We start from the raw sequence: 17,181 nt of genomic DNA, 5'->3' as shown, positions 1-17,181 counted from the left end.
TAAAACATATGCGAATACCGGCGCGGAGGTTTGGAGGTCGCCGGTCTTCCTGGGAGGGAAACATGACAGATATCAAGAAGACGCCGGCTCACGCCGAGAGTGCCGGACAATCGATAATGCTTGATCGTCGTCAGCTGCTGTTGGGTGCCGCCGGCACCGCCATCGGTACGGCAATGCTTGGTGTTGCCTCAGGCCTCGGCATCCGCCCGGCACGCGCTGCGGATCGGACGGAAATCAGCTTTGCCAGTGCCAGCTTCTTCGGCAAGGAAGGGCTCGGCGATCTCGTCAAGGCATTCAACGAGTCGCAAAGCCGCATCACCGTCAAGTTCATCGAACTGCCGCCACCGAGCTCATCGACGGAAGTCTATCAGGGCCTGGTTCAGCAACTCGCCCGCCGCAACGGAACGCCCGACGTCTTCAGCCAGGACGTCATCTGGATCGCCGGTTTTGCGTCTGCCGGCTGGGCGCTGCCGCTTGACGAATATTTCCCGAAGGACAAGCGTGCAGATTATTTCCCCGGCACGGTGGCGGCCTGCACCTATGGCGACAAGCTGACAGCCCTGCCATGGTTCGTCGATTCCGGCATGTTCTACTACCGCAAGGATCTGGTGGAAAAGCATGGCGGCAAGGTGCCGGAAACCTGGGCCGACATGGCGACGATGGCGGCAGAGGCGCAAAAGGCCGGCGACGCCAAGTTCGGTTATCTCTGGCAGGGCAAGCAGGCCGAAGTACTGGTCTGTGACGCCGTGGAGATCATCGCATCCAACGGCGGCTCCATCCTGTCCGCCAATGGAAAGTCTTCCGTCATCGGCGACGATGCCGCCGTTGCCGCGATCCAGTTCCTGTATGACACCATCAACAAGACGAAGATCAGCCCTCAGAACGTGCTCTCCTGGGACGAGGAGCCATCTCGCCAGCCGTTCACCTCGGGTGAGGCGATGTTCATGCGCAACTGGTCCTATGTCTATCCGATTGCGCAGGACCCGAAAGCCTCGCATGTCGTTGACAAGGTCGCCGTCGCGCCGCTGCCGCATTTTGCCGGCGGCAAGAGCTCGGCCTGCCTTGGAGGCTACCAGTTAGGCGTCAATGCCAACTCCAAGAAGCGGGAAGCTGCGATCGAATTCCTGACCTGGATGTCTTCGCCGGAAACCCAGACCCGGCTTGCGCTCAATTTCGGTCTCGCGCCTTCGCGGCCCGCCATCTTTCAGGATGCGAAGCTAAAGGCCGAGCAGCCGTTCATGGCGAGTCTCCAGAACGTCTTCACCGGCGCCACCCCGCGACCGATTACGCCGCAATATGCCAAGGTGACGCTGGCATTGCAGTCCAGCATCTCCAAGGCCCTGGTCAGCGGCAACGTCAAGGCGGAACTGCAGGCTACCGCGGCCCAGATCAACAAGATTGTCGGCTGACATGGTAGTAACCATGACGGCTGCCGTTTCCGAGCAAACCCCAGGCAAGTCGAGGGCGCCGTCAAGCGCCCTCTGGCCCTGGCTGTTGCTGCTGCCGGCATTCCTCTCGCTGGCATCGGTGTCCTTCTATCCGATCGTCAATGGCGTTTATCTATCCTTCACCAACCGCTCGCTGATCACCCAGGACAATGATTTCGTCGGCATCGCCAATTATGCGCAGCTGCTGGCCGATCCGCCATTCTGGAATGCCTGGTGGCACACGATCTGGTTCACGCTGATCTCGACGTTGCTCGAGACCTTCATCGGCCTGGCAATGGCGCTGATCCTCTGCGAGACCTTCGCCGGCCGGGGCATGGTCCGCGCCGCCATGCTCGTGCCCTGGGCCATGCCGACCGTGGTGACGTCGAAAATGTTCGGCTGGCTCTTCGACGGCCAGCACGGCATCATCAATTTCATCCTTCTGCATGGCGGATTGATTGACCAGAACGTCAACTGGTACGGCTCTCCCGATACGGCGCTGACGACGATCATCCTTGCCGATGTGTGGAAGACCACGCCATTCATGGCGCTTCTGTTGTTGACCGGGTTGCAGACCGTTCCGAAATCGCTGATCGAGGCGGCATGCATCGATGGTGCCGGAGCCTGGACGATCTTCTGGCATGTTCGCCTGCCGCTCCTGATGCCGACGCTGCTGATTGCAGGCCTCTTCCGTGCGCTCGATGCGTTCCGCGTCTTCGACCTGGTCTATGTGCTGACGGGCGGCGGGCCGGCCGATTCCACCGAGACGCTTTCGACGCTGTCCTACAAGGTGCTCTTTTCGACACTTCAGTTCGGCTACGGCTCGGCTGTAACGACCGCCATGTTCCTCACCGAGGGGCTGATCGCCATCGGCTTCTGCGTCTTCCTCGTGCGCCAGATCAGGAGGACGACATGAACCAAGAGCGCTCCGTCTTCCAGAACATCCTCATCTATCTTGGCGCCCTGTTCATCCTCATCTGGTCCGCCGGCCCGTTCATCTGGCAATTTTCGACATCGCTCCAGCTCGACAAGGCACTGACCGAGGGGACGCCCTCGCTCATACCGAACCCGTTTACGCTGGAGCACTACTACAACGCCTTCGTCGAGAAAGGCCTGCATCACTATGTGCTGAATTCGCTCGTCGTTTCCCTTGCGACCACCGCCCTATGCTTGATCGTCGGTTCGCTCGCTGCCTTTTCGCTGTCGCGTCTCGATGTGAAGGGGCGCTTCGGCATCCTGACGGTCATCCTTTCGGTCTCGATGTTTCCGCAGATCGCGCTCGTCGGACCTCTCTATCTTGTCGCCTCCGATCTCGGGCTGCTGGATACCTATACCGCGCTGATCATCACCTATCTCGCCCTCGGACTGCCGCTGGTGACCTGGGTCCTGTTCGGCTATTTCGAAACGCTGCCGCGCGAGATCGACGAGGCGGCCCGCATAGACGGCGTCGGCCCCGTCGGCCTGCTTTGGCATATCATCCTGCCGATGTCATTGCCGAGCCTGGTCACGACCGGCTTGCTTGCCTTCATCACTGCCTGGAATGAATTTCTGTTCGCACTGGCCTTCACCTCGGACAGCGACAGCCAGACGATCCCGGTCGGCATCGCCAATTTCACCAACCAATATTATGTGCCCTGGGGAGACATCGCCGCCGCATCGGCTGTCGTCACCGTGCCGCTCATCATTTTGGTGCTCTTCTTCCAACGACACATCATCGAAGGCCTAACCCAAGGCGGAATCAAGGAATAACGGGAATGCGCAAGGACATAAAAGTCGGCTGCCAGACATTCACATGGGAAATGCTCGGCAATGCCTGGACAGGAACGGCTGATGATCTGCTCTCGGCGATTTCCACTGGCGGCTATTCCGGCATCGAAATCACCGACACCATGATCGGCCGCTATGCGGCAGACCCGCATGCTTTCGCGAATGCATTGAGGGATCGCGGCCTGACGCTCGTCTCCTTCGCCTTCGGCTCGAAGAGCGGCTTTACGGTGGCCGACGCGATGAACGATGACCTTACGACGGCCAAGCGCTGGATCGATTATGCCGCGCATTTTCCGGGCGCACTCGTTTCCATCGGCTCAGCAACCGTCGTTACCGACGGCCCACGAGACGAGAAGTTCGCCATTGCCGGCGAGTTCTACAATCGCGCTGGAGAACTGGGCAAGGCCGCCGGCGTCGAGGTCGCCGTGCATCCGAGCTCGCATCATAATACGCTGCTGTTCGACCGTGCCGATTACGACCGCATCTTCGCTTTGCTCGACCCGAACCTGGTCGGCTGGGTGCCGGATACCGGCCATATCCTGCGGGGGCATGCCGACATGCTTGACGCGATGCGCACCTATCAAGACCGTATCCGCTATCTGCATCTGAAGGATGTCGATGCGCAGGGCCGATGGGCGATGCTCGGCGAGGGCGTTCTCGACACGCCGGCGGTGATCGACCTGATCTCGACAGCTCCGCTCTTCAATGGCTGGCTAGTGCTGGAAGAGGAATCTGAGATCGCCGGCGCTGACCCTGCCGCCGCGGTCAAAGCCAATCGCCAAACCATGCGCGGCTATGGGGCATAAGGAAGAAGACCATGATCGAAAAGGAAAGTCGCCGTCTTCGCGTGGGAGTCCTCGGCTGCGGGCCGATCGCACAGTTCGCGCATCTGGAATCCTGCGTCAAGGCGAGGAATGCCGATCTCTACGCGATCTGCGACGCGGCCCCCGATCTTCTGGCCCGCATGGGCGCGACCTACGAGCCGCAGAAGATGTACGGCGATTATGACGCCATGCTGGCCGATCCCGAGCTGGAGGCCGTAATCGTCGCGACGTCCGACGCCTATCACGTGCCGATGTCGATCAAGGCGCTCGAAGCCGGAAAGCATGTGCTCTGCGAAAAGCCGATCGGTGTGTCGGTCGAGGAAGGGCAGCAGCTTGCCGAGGCCGTGCGCCGATCCGGAAAGATCCTGCAGGTCGGCCATATGAAGCGCTTCGATCCGGCACTCGAGGCGGCCCGCGATTTCGTGCGCGATGACATAGGCCAGATCTTTGCGATGAAGGCCTGGTATTGCGATTCCACTCACCGCTATACCAATACCGATGCGGTACAGCCCCTGCCCGTCACCAGCAAGCTTGCGCGCAAACCATCGGGCAATCCCAAGGCCGATCTCAGACAATATTTCATGCTGGCGCATGGCTCGCATCTGGTCGACACCGCACGCTTTTTCTGCGGCGAGATCATCGCCGTTCGCGCCCGGCTTCTGGAACGCGCCGGTGCCTATTGCTGGTTCGTGGAGACCGAGTTTGCCAACGGCGCCCTCGGCCATCTGGACCTGACCGTTGCCGTGCGTATGGATTGGCATGAAGGCTTCCAGCTTTACGGCGAAAACGGCTCGGTTCTCGCAAAGACCTTCAATCCCTGGTATTTCCGCTCGAGCGAAGTGGAAATCTTCCACGAGAAGGATGCAACGAGCCGGAAGCCGCTCGGCGCCGACGGCCATTTCTTCCGCCGGCAGCTGGAGGGGCTCGCCGATACGGCGTTGAAGGCCGCGCCGATGCGCGGCGCCAATGTCGAGGACGGCCTGGCCTCCATCCGCGCAATGGTGGCGATCGCCCGATCGGTGGAACGGGGCGAGCGTGTCGAACTCGCATCGGTTTCGGGAGCGGTCTGATGCAAATCGGCATCTTCGCCAAGACCTTTCCCGGAACGGAGCCGCTCGGCGTTCTCTCGGCCGTGCGGGATAGCGGTTACGCATGCGCGCAGTTCAATCTCGCCTGCTGCGGGCTCCCGTCTATGCCCGATACCGTTTCGAAAGAAACGATCGCGGCGATCCGGGCGGCCGTCGAAGCGACGGGCATCTCACTTGTAGCCCTGTCGGGCACCTACAACATGGCTCACCCCGATATTGCCGTTCGCCGATCGGGCCTCGCCCGGATCGCTGTCATCATCGAAACGGCGGCCGCACTCTCGATTCCGCTGGTGACGCTTTGCACCGGAACGCGCGACCCGAACGACCAATGGGCACATCATCCCGACAATGGCGATGCTTCCGCCTGGGCCGACATGGCGGCGGAGATGTCAAAGGCCCTGGAGTTGGCGGAGCGGCATGGCATCGATCTCGGTATCGAGCCGGAGCAGGCCAATATCGTCACCTCGGCACGTGATGCCCGCCGGCTGATCGGCGAGATGGGAACGCGACGGCTGCGTATCGTGCTTGATCCGGCCAATCTCTTTGAACAGGCGACGCCCGCGCAAGCGCGGGCGATCGTCGCAGAGGCGGTCGAAATCTCCGCCGGTCATATCGCCTTGGCGCACGCCAAGGATCGTCACGGCGACGGCCGTTTCGCGACCGTCGGGCAAGGCGTGGTGGATTTTGCCGATTTCATCGCGCGACTGCGCTCGGTGAATTTCGACGGGCCGCTCGTGACGCATGGCCTTCCAGCATCCGAAGCGGCCGGCGTCGCCGGTTTTCTCAAGGCATTGATCTGATGGGACAGAAATCGTTCAAACGTGACGATGCGGAACTTGCCGTCCATGAGGACGGGAAAGGACTTCCGGTTGTCTTCCAGCATGGTCTTGGCGGCGATGAGATGCAGGTGGCGCAGAATGTTCCCGCTTCGGCAGGCATTCGCCGACTGACGCTGGAATGCCGTGGACATGGTGCATCCGCGCTCGGCAATGCGCGGCCCTTTTCGATCCGCATGTTTGCCGAGGACGTTTTGGCCGCGGCCACCGAATACGGGTTTGATCGTTTCATCATCGGCGGCATTTCGATGGGCGCGGCCATTGCCCTGCATCTTGCCCATCATCACGCCAATCGGGTCGCTGGCCTCGTTCTCGTACGCCCCGCCTGGACCTTCGAGGCATCGCCCGACAATCTCGCGCCGATCCGCGCTGTTGCGGCCCTGATCCGTTCGCACCCGATCGAGGAGGCCAAAAGGCGTTTCGTCTCCTCCGAAATAGGGCGACAGATCGCTGCGGAGGCGCCGGACAACTTCTCCTCCCTGCTCGGCTATTTCGACCGACCGGATGCTCTCGCATTTGCCTCTGTTCTGGCTGACATCGCCGCAGATGGACCGGATGTGCCACAGGCAGCAGCCGCAGCCCTCGCCGTACCTACACTTGTTATCGGCAATCGGCAGGATGCGATCCATCCGCCCTCCTGCGCGCAGACGCTCGCCGACGTCATTCCCGGCGCAAGCTTTGTCGAAGTTACCGCCAAGGCCATCGACAAAGACAGGCATTTTGCCGAGGTCCAAGACGCCATCGCGCATTTTCTCGCATCCCAAACACTCCGGAGCTTCGTTCCATCATGACGTCCAGACCCCTTTCCGGCCCGGCAGCCATCGCAGCGCTTCCCCGCAACAGGCTTCTCGGCGAATTCTCGCTCTGGTCGGCCGATCTTGCCAATATGGAAACCGATCTCAAGCGCATAGAGCCTTATGTCGACCTGCATCACATCGATGTCGCCGATGCGCGCTTTACGCCGGGCTTCCTGTTCTTTCCGGATTTTGTCGCGCGCATCGCCAAGTCGACCGCCAAGCCGATTCACGTGCATCTCATGGTCGAGGCTGAAATCGTCGAGGAGCAGACGCGCCAGTTCATCGAGGCAGGTGCGGATTTGATCAGCGTCCATGCTGAAAACAGCGATGCCGGCTTGCGGGCCATTGCGCTCGCCAAGGAGCTTGGTGCTGAAGCCGGCGTGGTGCTGCGGCTGGAAACGCCCGTATCGGCGATCGAGCCTTTCATCGATCATGTCGCCTTCGTGACGCTGCTCGGAACCTCGATTGGGGTCAAGGGACAAAGCCTTTCCGAAAAGGCCTGCGACCGGCTGATCGAAGCGCGTTCCCTGCTGAGGAAGGCAGGCCGCGAAGATCAGATCATACTCGCCGCCGATGGCGGCATTCGCGAACAAACAGTGCCACTTCTGCGCCAAGCAGGCGCGCAGACGGTCGTTCTCGGGTCGCTGGCATTCGGCGATAAGAACCTTGGCGACCGGATCGCCTGGCTGCATGGACTGGAGAGCCGGGTTTCGTGAAAAAGGTCGCTCTTGCATTCGATCTCGGTGGAACGGAGCTGCGCGCCGCGCTTATCGATGATGCGGGATGCCTTCTGTCGTTCTCGTCGCTATCGACGGACGCGGCCGGTGGCCCCGCCGCCGTCATCCGCCAGATCGAACAGCTGGCCGAAACGGTGCTGGCGGAAACGCCTGGTCTTTCGCCGATCGGGATCGGGATCGGCGCGCCCGGCCCGCTCGATCCGGACGCCGGTATCGTGATTGCCGCCCCGACGCTCGTTGGATGGCATGAGGTTCCGTTGGCGGACATTCTCCACGGCCACTTCCGGCTGCCTGTTCGGCTCGAAAATGATGCAAACGCGGCAGCGCTCGGCGAATGGCGATATGGCGCCGGTCGCGGGGCAGATTCGATGGTGTTCATCACGGTATCGACCGGTATCGGCGGCGGCGTGATTGCTGATGGCCGGATTCTGCATGGCAGGCGCGGTCTGGCTGCCGAGATCGGCCACATGACGATCACAAACGAGGGCGAACGTTGCTTTTGCGGAGCGGTCGGCTGCTTTGAGGCCGTCGCCTCCGGCACGGCACTCGGCAGGCGGGCAACAGCCCGCACCAGGCCGTCGGACGGATCGGTGCTGCGCAAGCTCGCCGCCAACGCCGATGTAACCGGACGACACGTCGTTGAAGCCGCGCGAGAGGGCGATGCTGATGCATTGGCGCTGCTGACTGACGAGGCGCGCTTGCTGGGGATCGGCTTCACGAACCTGCTTCACCTCTATTCGCCCGACGTGCTTGTCATGGGCGGAGGAATTTCGCATGGCTTCGATCTTCTGCACGATCAAATGGTGATGACAGTTCGCGAGCGCGCCATGCCCGCCTATCGCGACGTGCCGATCGTTGCCGCACAACTCGGGCGCCATGCCGGCTTGATCGGCGCGGCCAGCCTCATCTTCGACGGCTAGCTGCTGGCAGACAGCTTGCTATCCAAGAAATAGCTCATCGGATCTTCGGCGCGAGCCGCCCGCATCGTGCACTTCCTATCGGTTGGCCAATGCAACAACGCGATCGGCAGCCGCTGAAAAGCCTTGCAGGGACACCTGGAAGCCCAAGGCATTGCCGCCATCGGCAACAACCTTGAGATTCAAGCGGGAGCCGGTTCGCAATTTGGCAAGTGTCGGAGCGTCGATCGGAAGCAAGGCTATGCAGCCGTTCGGCAGGCACGTGCGAAAGCGCACCGGCTTCAAGGGCGGCTGATCGTCGATATTCGGCGTGACGCCCGAGTCGAGGACAATTCCGAACGGCAACAGCAGCGTCGCAAGTGCACTGCCATCGGGACGCATCTGCATTTCGACAGCGAGCAATCTTTGACCATTCTGTTGGGTTTGATCCTGCGAGAGCGCGCAAGAAGGTGCCTTGTCACGTTGATTGCACGCAACATGCCAGTCCTGATAGGTCTCCTGCAGGCTGGATGCGCCGTTCGGCAGAGCCGATTGGGCAAAGGCCGAAGGCGCGGATGTCAGAACAAAGCCCGCGCAGATGAAGGCGAGCACCGCATAAGAAATGCGGCCGATTGTCCGAAGCGAAATGAATGCGGAATTTGACAAGGGATAAGATCTCTCAGCTTTGAAATGCGACCTTATGCAATCGTTTCCGCAAAGGCCAGGATGAAGAGCTAGCGTCGGCAACCACCCTTCGACGCGAACCGGCGCGCCCAAGGACGATCTCGCGCGGAAGCGCTCACGTGCATACCCACTCCCGCACACTGCAGCGGGAGCCGGAGCCCTCGCATGCCTTGAGCGCGAGATCTTCAGCTTCGCGGCGTGTCGGCGCCGAATTCGCACCCCACGGCGTGAGGCGCTTGCCGCCTTCCTTGCCGATGGCAAGCGCGCCGCAATGATTGTATGGAAAGCCGGTCTTATCGTCGTCATCCCAGTGGCGATGATTGCGGAAGACACTGACGACGACGCAGCTCTTGCCCTTATCCCGCTCGCAATGCTTGAGGGCGATATCCATGGCCTCCTGGCGCTTGTCGGCGCCCCAGAAGAAGCCATATTTTTCATCAGGTGCGGAATAGGCGATGGCTGCCCATATGCCGCGCTCCTCAGGCGGGGGAGCCGGCGGCTGCTCTGTCGTGAAGAGATCGGCAGCCCACGGATGGGCGGCGGAGACAAGAAGCATGCCTATCGCTGAAATCGCGGATTTCAATCTCATTTTTAGCTCCCTTGCTTTCCTGCTGCCGAAGCCACGGAAATGACGACGCAGCCGCTTCCTGTCGGCAAAAGCATGGCATCGCCACCATCGTTGCCGAGCTGGTAGACACCGACCTGATCGAGATTGTTGACGAGCTTGCTTCCGTTCGGAAACTTGGCCGAAACTTCCGGGCAAGACATTGTGAACGGTGCGACGCGAACCATCGCTCCTTCGCAGCCGGATGCGACCGGTGCTGCAAATACGATGCCGGCGGCCGGACCGCTATAGCCCTGCGTGGCATAGTTCATGCCCACAAGTGCCTGTACGGCATGCTTGTCGGCTGCCTCCTTGTTCCACACCGATTGGACATTGTACTGCGTGCCGTTGGTCAACAGCTGCCCGAGAACCGGGAAAATCGTCGAACAGGAATGCAGTCCGGCCTGCTTGGCGTGCTGCAGGAACGGCGTATCGGGCAGCACCTGATTGGCGTCGTTCGCTGCAGCGACCGCCGGCTGGGAGAGAAGATTACCCAGGAGATCATATCGGACGGCGGCATAGCCGCCAGCGGCGACCATTGCGATCGCCAGCATTGAAAGGGCGGCGGTCTTTCGCCAGCTTCGCTTCGGCTCGGCTTGCTCGACCGCCAGGTTCTGGATTGTGGCATCCTTGGTGTTTCGCGACATGATGCGATCGTGAATTGATTGCTGGGTCATTGAAATCCATCCGTCACTTTATCGCCTTCACGGCTGTGGAAAGGCCTTTGAGATTTGCAGTCACGCTGATCGTTCTCCCATCCGCTGTCGGATAGGAAACCGTTGGCGCGGTATTCTTGGAAATCTGCTCGCGCAGGACGGGTCCGACCGGCAGCATGCCGACGCACACCGTGGCGTTGCAGCCGTTGAACGGGACCTGTATCGGCTCCTTGCGGCCCTCGAATTGCAACAGGATACCGCTGTCGCTTTTGGCAACCGGGGCAGCGCGCAAGATCATATAGGGGTCGCCTTTCTTCGTCGCGGCGAGCGACCAGCTGAATGCGACCTGTCCGGCCTCGTTCTCGATGATCTGGGTGACGTTGCAGACCCGCTGGCGGATCTTGAGATTTTCGTCGCAAATCAGCGTCCAGTTCTCGAAGGGACGAATGGTCCGCTGATAGTCGCCAAGCTTCACCTCGCCGGGAACAACGACCTCGGAAGGTTTTATACGAAACGCGGGAGAGGCAGCATCCTGTCCGGCTGCCATCGAGCCGAACAGGAGAGTGCACATCAGGAACGTCGGGACGCCGAAAAGCGCTCCTTTGACCATGACAGCCTCAATTCAGAGTGAAGCTGACGCCAGCACCGACACCGACGTGTCCGCCGGCGGCCGTACCGGACAAGTTCGCCCGGACGCGGCCGTTCTCGCTGGTGTAACCGGCGCCGAAGGCCACCGCGCCCTCGCCTCGCCAGACACCGCCACCGAGAGCCACGCTTGCCTTGCCCGGACGGTCATCATAACGAAGCGATGCCGCTGCAAGTCCGATTGCGGCCGCCTGCCTTGCCTCGGAACGGACGTCCCCAAGTTCCTGGTTCAGCTGGCCGAACTTCTGGTCCGTGTAGTTGTTGGCGGAGGCCAGTGTGGTGGCGGCAGCCGTATCCGTATAGGATTTGACCTGGGTGATGCTGTCGCCCAACTGGGCAACGTTCACCGCATCCGTGGGTGCGACACCCTTGCCGACGTTGGAAATCACCACCGGCGCATTCACATCACCGCCCTGTAGTGTAATGCTGTTCTTCTTGCTGCCATCGGGATTGAGATCGTAGGTGACGGCGTTCTTGGTGATCGTTCCGACACCCGTCTGCAGGCTGTCGATCGCCTGATTGGTCGCATAGAGCTGCGATCCGTTGATGGCATCGGTGCTGTCGGAGGAAATACGGCCGGCGGCGACGTTCGTGATGGTTCTTTCGGCGCCTGCAGCCCCCACACTGACGGTGCCGACTGGCGCGGTTCCGGCAAAGTCATAGTGCTGACCTTGAATGGTGGTGCCCGAGGTACCGACGGCCGCCTGTGTTGTGGAACCGGAGCCCAAGGCCACATCATTGGCATTGTTGGCCTGCGCCCCCTGGCCGAGGGCAACCGCACCCTGCCCTGTCGCCGTCGATCCAAGTCCTGCTGCCAGGCTGCTCACGCCGCTGGCGACACTCTGCGGACCGATCGCAACGCTATCGGTGCCTGAGGCCTGGGAGTCTGCGAGCGTCGAGTTCGCATGGAAGTACTTGATGCCGCCGCCATTGGTGATGTTGGTCAATGTGTTATCGACCGCACCGAAGGCATCATAGACCGTATTGTAGTTGTTGCCCTGGATATTGTAGGTCGGACCGGTGATCGATCCATCCGGATTGACCGTCGTGTTGCCGCCGATCAGGTTGGTAACGTTGGTGCCGAGCCCCTTGAGCTGGCTGACATTCACCGCATCCGTATCAGCCGAACCGGCCGCGAGATTTGTCAGCTTGCGCTCCGAACCAGCCGAGCCGATCGACACTTCACCGACGGAAGTCTGCGGGGCTGTGAGGGCAAAGCCGGTATAGCCGGCTTGAGCACCCACGGTCGTTACGGATTGTGCACCGAGAGCAACGCTGTTGATGTTGTTGGCTTGCGCGCCGGCACCGAGCGCCACCGATTGGACGCCCGCAGCCAGCGAATTCGTACCAAGGGCAACGCCATCGGCCAACATGACATGGGCATTCTGGCCGATGGCCGTGCCGCCCGGAGCAACCTGGTCGACGACGGCGCCATTGCCGATGCCGATGCCGTTGTCGCCGTTGACGACGGTTGTCGGGCCGACGGCCACCGACTCTGCGCCGACAGCAAGCGAGTCGCCCGCTGCCGAGTTGGCATGGAAGTATTTGCTTGGTGTTGCCGCCACCGAAGCGATGGCTCCCTGGAGCTGGCGAACCGTGACGGCATCCTGTGCGCTGCTACCGTCAGCCACATTGGTGATCTGGCGATAGGAGGTGCTCGAGCCGACCGAAACGGCGCCCAACAGGGTCTTGTCCGTCGTATTGTACTGGATGAAGTTCGTCGGACCCGCGGGCAGCTGGCCGGTGGCCGGTGCCAGAGCGCGATCGGCAACCGATCCCGAACCAAGCGCCACGCCGCCGACGATGGTGGATTGGCTGTTCATACCAAGCGCGAGCGCATTGTCGGCGGTCGAGGTGGCATTATAGCCGACCGCAGTGGAGCCGACGCCCTGAGCCGAGGAATCGCTGACGGCAAGCGTGCTGTCATTGGTGCGCACATATCGGATACCCTTACCGTTTGCATCGGTATAGGTCGTCGATGTGTCACCGGCGAGATTGTTGATCGTATTGCCGAGATTGGTCAGGTTGCCGCCGATCGTGGTGACCGTCGTGTTAAGAGTGTCGACCGCCTGGTTGGTGGCAAAGAGCTGCGAGCCGTTGACGGCATCCGTCGAACCATTGTTGAGCCGGCCCGCCGCGACATTGGTGATGGTACGCTCGGCACCAACAGCGCCAACGCTGACCGTCGAAGCTGGAGTGGTGCCGGCGAAGTTATAGGTCGTCCCGGCGATCACCGTACTAGCGGTGCCGACCGCGACGTCGGTCACCGAGCCAGAGCCAAGTGCCACGTCGCCTGCGTTGTTGGCGACGGAAAGGGCGCCCATCGCCAGCGCGTTCTGAGCGCCGGCTTTCGCGCCTAGGCCGAGAGCGGTGGACTGAAAGCTGTTCGCAAGCGAGTTCTGGCCGATCGCCGTGCTGGACGTGGCTGTTGCATTGGCATTGGGGCCGATGGCGGTGCTGTAGTCACCCGTGGCCTTCGATATGAAGCCCAAAGCCGCTGAGTCGAGGCCGGAGGCGGTCGCATTGGTGCCGCCCGCGATGGCATTCGCTCCCCCCGCAATCGAGAGAGGTCCGATCGCGACCGAGTCCGTACCGGTCGCCGACGAGTCCGTCAGCGTCGAATTGGCATGGAAATATTTGATGCCGCCGCCGGTGTTGATGTTGTTGACCGTCGTGCCGATGGCATCGACCGCCTGGTTGGTGGCGAAAAGCTGCGAACCGTTGACGGCGTCGGTGGACGATCCGCTGATCCGGCCCGCGGCGACGTTGGTGATGGTGCGCTCGGCGCCAACCGCGCCGACGCTGACCGTCGAAGCCGGATTGATGCCCTGATAGGCGTAAGTCGTGCCGTTGACCACCCCGCTGGCGGTGCCGACCGCGACGTCGGTCACCGAGCCAGAGCCAAGCGCCACGTCGCCTGCGTTGTTGGCGACGGAAAGGGCGCCCATCGCCAGCGCGTTCTGAGCGCCGGCTTTCGCGCCTAGACCGAGAGCGGTGGACTGAAAGCTGTTCGCAAGCGAGTTCTGGCCGATCGCCGTGCTGGACGTGGCCGTTGCATTGGCATTGGGGCCGATGGCGGTGCTGTAGTCACCCGTAGCCTTGGATATGAAGCCCAACGCCGCTGAGTCGAGGCCGGAGGCGGTCGCATTGGTGCCGGCCGCGATGGCATTCGCTCCCGCCGCAATCGAGAGAGGTCCGATCGCAACCGAGTCCGTACCGGTCGCCGACGAGTCCGTCAGCGTCGAATTGGCATGGAAATATTTGATGCCGCCGCCGGTGTTGATGTTGTTGACCGTCGTGCCGATCGCGTCGACCGCCTGGTTGGTGGCAAAGAGCTGCGAGCCGTTGACGGCATCCGTCGACGACCCGCTGATCCGGCCCGCCGCGACATTGGTGATGGTACGCTCGGCACCGACCGCGCCGACGCTGACCGTCGAAGCCGGGGTGGTGCCCTGATAGGCATAAGTCGTGCCGTTGACCACCCCGCTGGCCGTGCCGACCGCTGCGGCGGTCACCGAGCCAGAGCCAAGCGCCACGTCGCCGGAGCTTGCCGTCGCCGTAGCGCCATTGCCCAGCGCGACGTTGCCGACGAAACCGGAAGCGCCCGCGGTTGAACCGTTGCCGAGCGCCACCGAGCCCTGGCCGATCGCCTTGTTGTTGTTGCCGATCGCAACCGCGCCGTTGGCCATATTGGCCGCGCTCGCGCTCGTCGTGCCATCGCTGTTGGCGATGTTGTTGGCGCCGCCGGTGAAGGCGCCCGTGCCGCTCGCATAGCTCGGATCGCCGATGGCGACCGCGCCGTCGCCGTAAGCAGTATTACCCTCGCCGATGGCGACCGACTCGCCGCCATCAGCTATTGCGCCCGTGCCGATAGCTACGGAATTGTCGGTGAGCGAGCCGGCGGAGGTGCCCAGGGCGACCCCATTTACGCCGAGTGTGACTGCACCCGTTCCAAGCGCTGTCGAGGCTGCCCCTTGCGCGACAGCCGTCGTGCCAATGGCAACGGCGTCATCACCCGAGGCCGTAACTGACCGGCCACCCGCGAATGCACGGGCACCGGTGGCCTTGGCCGCTGTTCCGATCGCAGTTGCGTAATCAGCTCCACCGTTCGCGTTGATGCCCAAAGCGATCGCCTGTGCTCCGCTGGCGACCGACCCGCCGCCGATTGAGGTGCTGTTCACACCGCTGGCTGTGGAGGATTCGCCCAACGCCAAGGTGTTTGCTTGGCTCGCGACGGCGTTCGCGCCGAACGCTGCCGCATTGATAGCAGTCGCTTTTGCATTGTATCCCATGGATGCGGCTCCAGTCCCCGAGGCATTAGCCCCGGCGCCGACCGCGGCGGACAAATTGGAGGCGGCACTAGCATTATTGCCAACCGCGACGCCAGAGGTCGCTCCGCTTGCGACGACTGCGCCCGAGCCTATCGCAACAGCACCGCCGTCGGCGATTGCCTGCGCCTGGTTACCCAAAGCCACACCGAAGGCTCCCGACGCAACGGTGGTAGGGCCGATGGCAAGCGAATTGGTTCCCGATGCGGCAGCATTCGTGCCGAGAGCGATGGTGTCCGTGTTGGAGGCCTTGGCCAGATAACCCATGGCGGAACCTCTTAGGGCGGAAGCCGCTGCCCCATTGCCGATCGCCGTAGTTTGGTTTGCCGTTGCGGCGGCCGACGTGCCGAAAGCGCTAGATCCTGTCCCCGTCGCAGACGAACTCGAACCTACGGCATTCGCCCATGCTCCCGTGGCCGTCGCAGCGGAGCCTAACGCAACAGACTCGAACGTGAAGCCGGAAGGAGCGGTGCCGCTTGCATTGGCATTCGTACCGATGGCAATCGGAGAGCCGCCACCTGTTCCAGCGTTGGCCTTGGAGCCTACGCCCATGGCGATAGCGGAACCGTTTGACGATGAGGCGTTAGAGGACAATCCAACCGCTATCGAGGCGCCCCCCGAAGCGGTAGCGGTCGAGCCGAGGGCAAGCGCGTTGGCTCCGTTTGCAGTGGTATTGACACCAAAGGCTGACGCTCCGCTCGCCAGTGCCCGAGCGTTTCCGCCGACAGCAAGAGCATTGACGCCGGTGGCGTTCGCGAAGACACCCATGCCTATGGCGTTGAGGCCATTGACAGCCATCGAATAGCCGATGGCGATCGAAGCATCGCCCGTTGCGCTGTTGGAGGTACCCAACGCCACGCTCTCCAAGCCATTGGCTTGGGTACCGTTACCGATGGCGACGGCGTTGGCGGCTGACGCGGTTCCGCCGCCAGCGGCATATTGCGCCTGCGCAGGCGAGAAAAGGCCAAGCGCGGTGAGCGTGGCGAGGCCGCCGATCACGCCTGCCGAACGCAAGCTCCCGCCGGCGCCTAACGAACCGGGGCCTATGTCCTTGCGGCGCATGCCGAGAATACGAGAGGCCATCCGCAGTACGGCCATCAGGCGACGGCGAAGCGACCGATCGGTGCGATCGGCCGAAACGAAGCTTTCAACAAACCCGCTACGAGATTTAGTCTGCAGATGGTCCCCAACGCACTCGTTCATGCTGCTTTCTCCTCGCTGCTATCTGGACGACCAAGCACGCGTGAACCCGCATCTGCGGCTGCGTCGTCGTTGAAATTATGCGCTTGCAGAAGCGCACGACCCATTTTGGCTGCCTGGCTTTCGAGCTGCTCGCGGACGGTATCGGTCCATGGCTGCGTCAGCTCCGGAACGGAATACAATGCAGCGTCCGCCCGATCGGGGGGAAGCTTCATCGTCACCAAAGCGCGGCAGACATCGAAATGGAAAAGTGGCTCCCCATCCCCGTAGGCCGGAGACGTCAAACCGTAGATCAGGCAGGCAAATAGATAATCGACCTCCGCGCCGCTCAAGCGGCTGGCATATCGGTCTTGCAAGGCAGTCCAGGCTACCTCGATCTTCGGAGCAAAGATTTCAAATTCAGGGAATTGAATGTCCATAGCGCACCGGATAGTTACCGTCCGGGAACATGGCCTTATTTCAGCGCAAGCGTATTTTATAAAATTCCGGATTTTTTTTAGAAAATTACGGTTTTTGCCTAGCCGGCTGCGGGTGTAGCCACTTTGCCACACTTACCTGTGGCTGTTTCATTTTCGCGCAGAGGTTTTCCCGGTCGGAAGCTGTTCCGCGTTGTTGCTGCGAAAAATAGCGGCCTGAAGACGGACTTCGCGAGGAAGGATGTTTCAGACAACGCGGAGGTCAACGTCGGTTGC

Annotated in this window: 15 protein-coding genes; 9 read left to right on the top strand and 6 right to left on the bottom strand. The window is 61.7% G+C overall.

All coding sequences use genetic code 11. The annotated features are described in order from the left end of the window. The first annotated feature begins 62 nt into the window (after nucleotides 1-62). Genes AC13QE_RS02040 through AC13QE_RS02000 form a run of 9 tightly spaced genes read left to right on the top strand, consistent with a single transcriptional unit; the run spans nucleotide 63 to nucleotide 8,396 of the window. Nucleotides 63-1,409, top strand: coding sequence for an ABC transporter substrate-binding protein (locus AC13QE_RS02040; protein ID WP_488482362.1), 1,347 nt, complete (start codon nucleotides 63-65; stop codon nucleotides 1,407-1,409). Nucleotides 1,410-1,422: 13 nt separating this feature from the next. Beyond that, nucleotides 1,423-2,343 (top strand): carbohydrate ABC transporter permease, encoded by a 921-nt coding sequence (locus tag AC13QE_RS02035; protein WP_488482361.1) that lies wholly within the window; start codon nucleotides 1,423-1,425, stop codon nucleotides 2,341-2,343. Beyond that, complete coding sequence (locus AC13QE_RS02030) at nucleotides 2,340-3,176, top strand: carbohydrate ABC transporter permease (RefSeq protein WP_488482360.1); 837 nt, start codon at nucleotides 2,340-2,342, stop codon at nucleotides 3,174-3,176. The genes AC13QE_RS02035 and AC13QE_RS02030 overlap by 4 nt, the downstream gene beginning before the upstream one ends. A 5-nt stretch (nucleotides 3,177-3,181) precedes the next feature. After that, entirely contained in the window at nucleotides 3,182-4,000 is an 819-nt protein-coding gene (locus tag AC13QE_RS02025; protein ID WP_488482359.1) for a sugar phosphate isomerase/epimerase family protein, read from the top strand. 11 nt (nucleotides 4,001-4,011) lie between these two features. Continuing rightward, nucleotides 4,012-5,088, top strand: coding sequence for a Gfo/Idh/MocA family protein (locus AC13QE_RS02020; protein ID WP_488482358.1), 1,077 nt, complete (start codon nucleotides 4,012-4,014; stop codon nucleotides 5,086-5,088). After that, nucleotides 5,088-5,906 carry a sugar phosphate isomerase/epimerase family protein gene (locus tag AC13QE_RS02015; RefSeq protein WP_488482357.1) on the top strand — a complete coding sequence of 273 codons (819 nt, stop codon included), beginning with the start codon at nucleotides 5,088-5,090 and terminating at the stop codon, nucleotides 5,904-5,906. The genes AC13QE_RS02020 and AC13QE_RS02015 overlap by 1 nt, the downstream gene beginning before the upstream one ends. Then, nucleotides 5,906-6,733, top strand: coding sequence for an alpha/beta fold hydrolase (locus tag AC13QE_RS02010; RefSeq protein ID WP_488482356.1), 828 nt, complete (start codon nucleotides 5,906-5,908; stop codon nucleotides 6,731-6,733). Before AC13QE_RS02015 ends, AC13QE_RS02010 begins: the two co-directional genes overlap by 1 nt. Beyond that, complete coding sequence (locus AC13QE_RS02005) at nucleotides 6,730-7,455, top strand: ribulose-phosphate 3-epimerase (RefSeq protein WP_488482355.1); 726 nt, start codon at nucleotides 6,730-6,732, stop codon at nucleotides 7,453-7,455. Before AC13QE_RS02010 ends, AC13QE_RS02005 begins: the two co-directional genes overlap by 4 nt. Then, the gene (locus AC13QE_RS02000; protein ID WP_488482354.1) at nucleotides 7,452-8,396 is read left to right on the top strand and encodes an ROK family protein; all 945 of its coding nucleotides are present in this window, start codon (nucleotides 7,452-7,454) and stop codon (nucleotides 8,394-8,396) included. Before AC13QE_RS02005 ends, AC13QE_RS02000 begins: the two co-directional genes overlap by 4 nt. Before the next feature lie 75 nt (nucleotides 8,397-8,471). On the opposite strand, the gene AC13QE_RS01995 is transcribed toward AC13QE_RS02000, so the two are convergent. From AC13QE_RS01995 to AC13QE_RS01970, 6 genes are all read right to left on the bottom strand, one after another. Then, on the bottom strand, nucleotides 8,472-9,038 hold the full coding sequence (locus AC13QE_RS01995) for an invasion associated locus B family protein (RefSeq protein WP_488482353.1): 567 nt from the start codon (nucleotides 9,036-9,038) through the stop codon (nucleotides 8,472-8,474). A 133-nt stretch (nucleotides 9,039-9,171) separates the two neighbouring features. Further along, a complete protein-coding gene (locus AC13QE_RS01990) occupies nucleotides 9,172-9,645 on the bottom strand; it encodes a DUF4189 domain-containing protein (protein WP_488482352.1) in 474 nt (157 codons plus the stop codon). A 2-nt stretch (nucleotides 9,646-9,647) separates the two neighbouring features. Then, entirely contained in the window at nucleotides 9,648-10,337 is a 690-nt protein-coding gene (locus tag AC13QE_RS01985; protein ID WP_488482351.1) for a hypothetical protein, read from the bottom strand. Nucleotides 10,338-10,350: 13 nt separating this feature from the next. After that, nucleotides 10,351-10,926 (bottom strand): invasion associated locus B family protein, encoded by a 576-nt coding sequence (locus AC13QE_RS01980; RefSeq protein ID WP_488482350.1) that lies wholly within the window; start codon nucleotides 10,924-10,926, stop codon nucleotides 10,351-10,353. 7 nt (nucleotides 10,927-10,933) lie between these two features. Further along, the gene (locus AC13QE_RS01975) at nucleotides 10,934-16,492 is read right to left on the bottom strand and encodes a YadA-like family protein (protein WP_488482349.1); all 5,559 of its coding nucleotides are present in this window, start codon (nucleotides 16,490-16,492) and stop codon (nucleotides 10,934-10,936) included. Further along, nucleotides 16,489-17,040, bottom strand: coding sequence for a hypothetical protein (locus AC13QE_RS01970; RefSeq protein ID WP_488482348.1), 552 nt, complete (start codon nucleotides 17,038-17,040; stop codon nucleotides 16,489-16,491). Before AC13QE_RS01970 ends, AC13QE_RS01975 begins: the two co-directional genes overlap by 4 nt. Nucleotides 17,041-17,181: the final 141 nt, after the last annotated feature.

It is taken from the genome of Martinezella sp. CNPSo 3957, from assembly GCF_057784395.1.
Note: the sequence above shows the minus strand (reverse complement) of the source record. Positions and strands in the feature narration are given on the sequence as shown.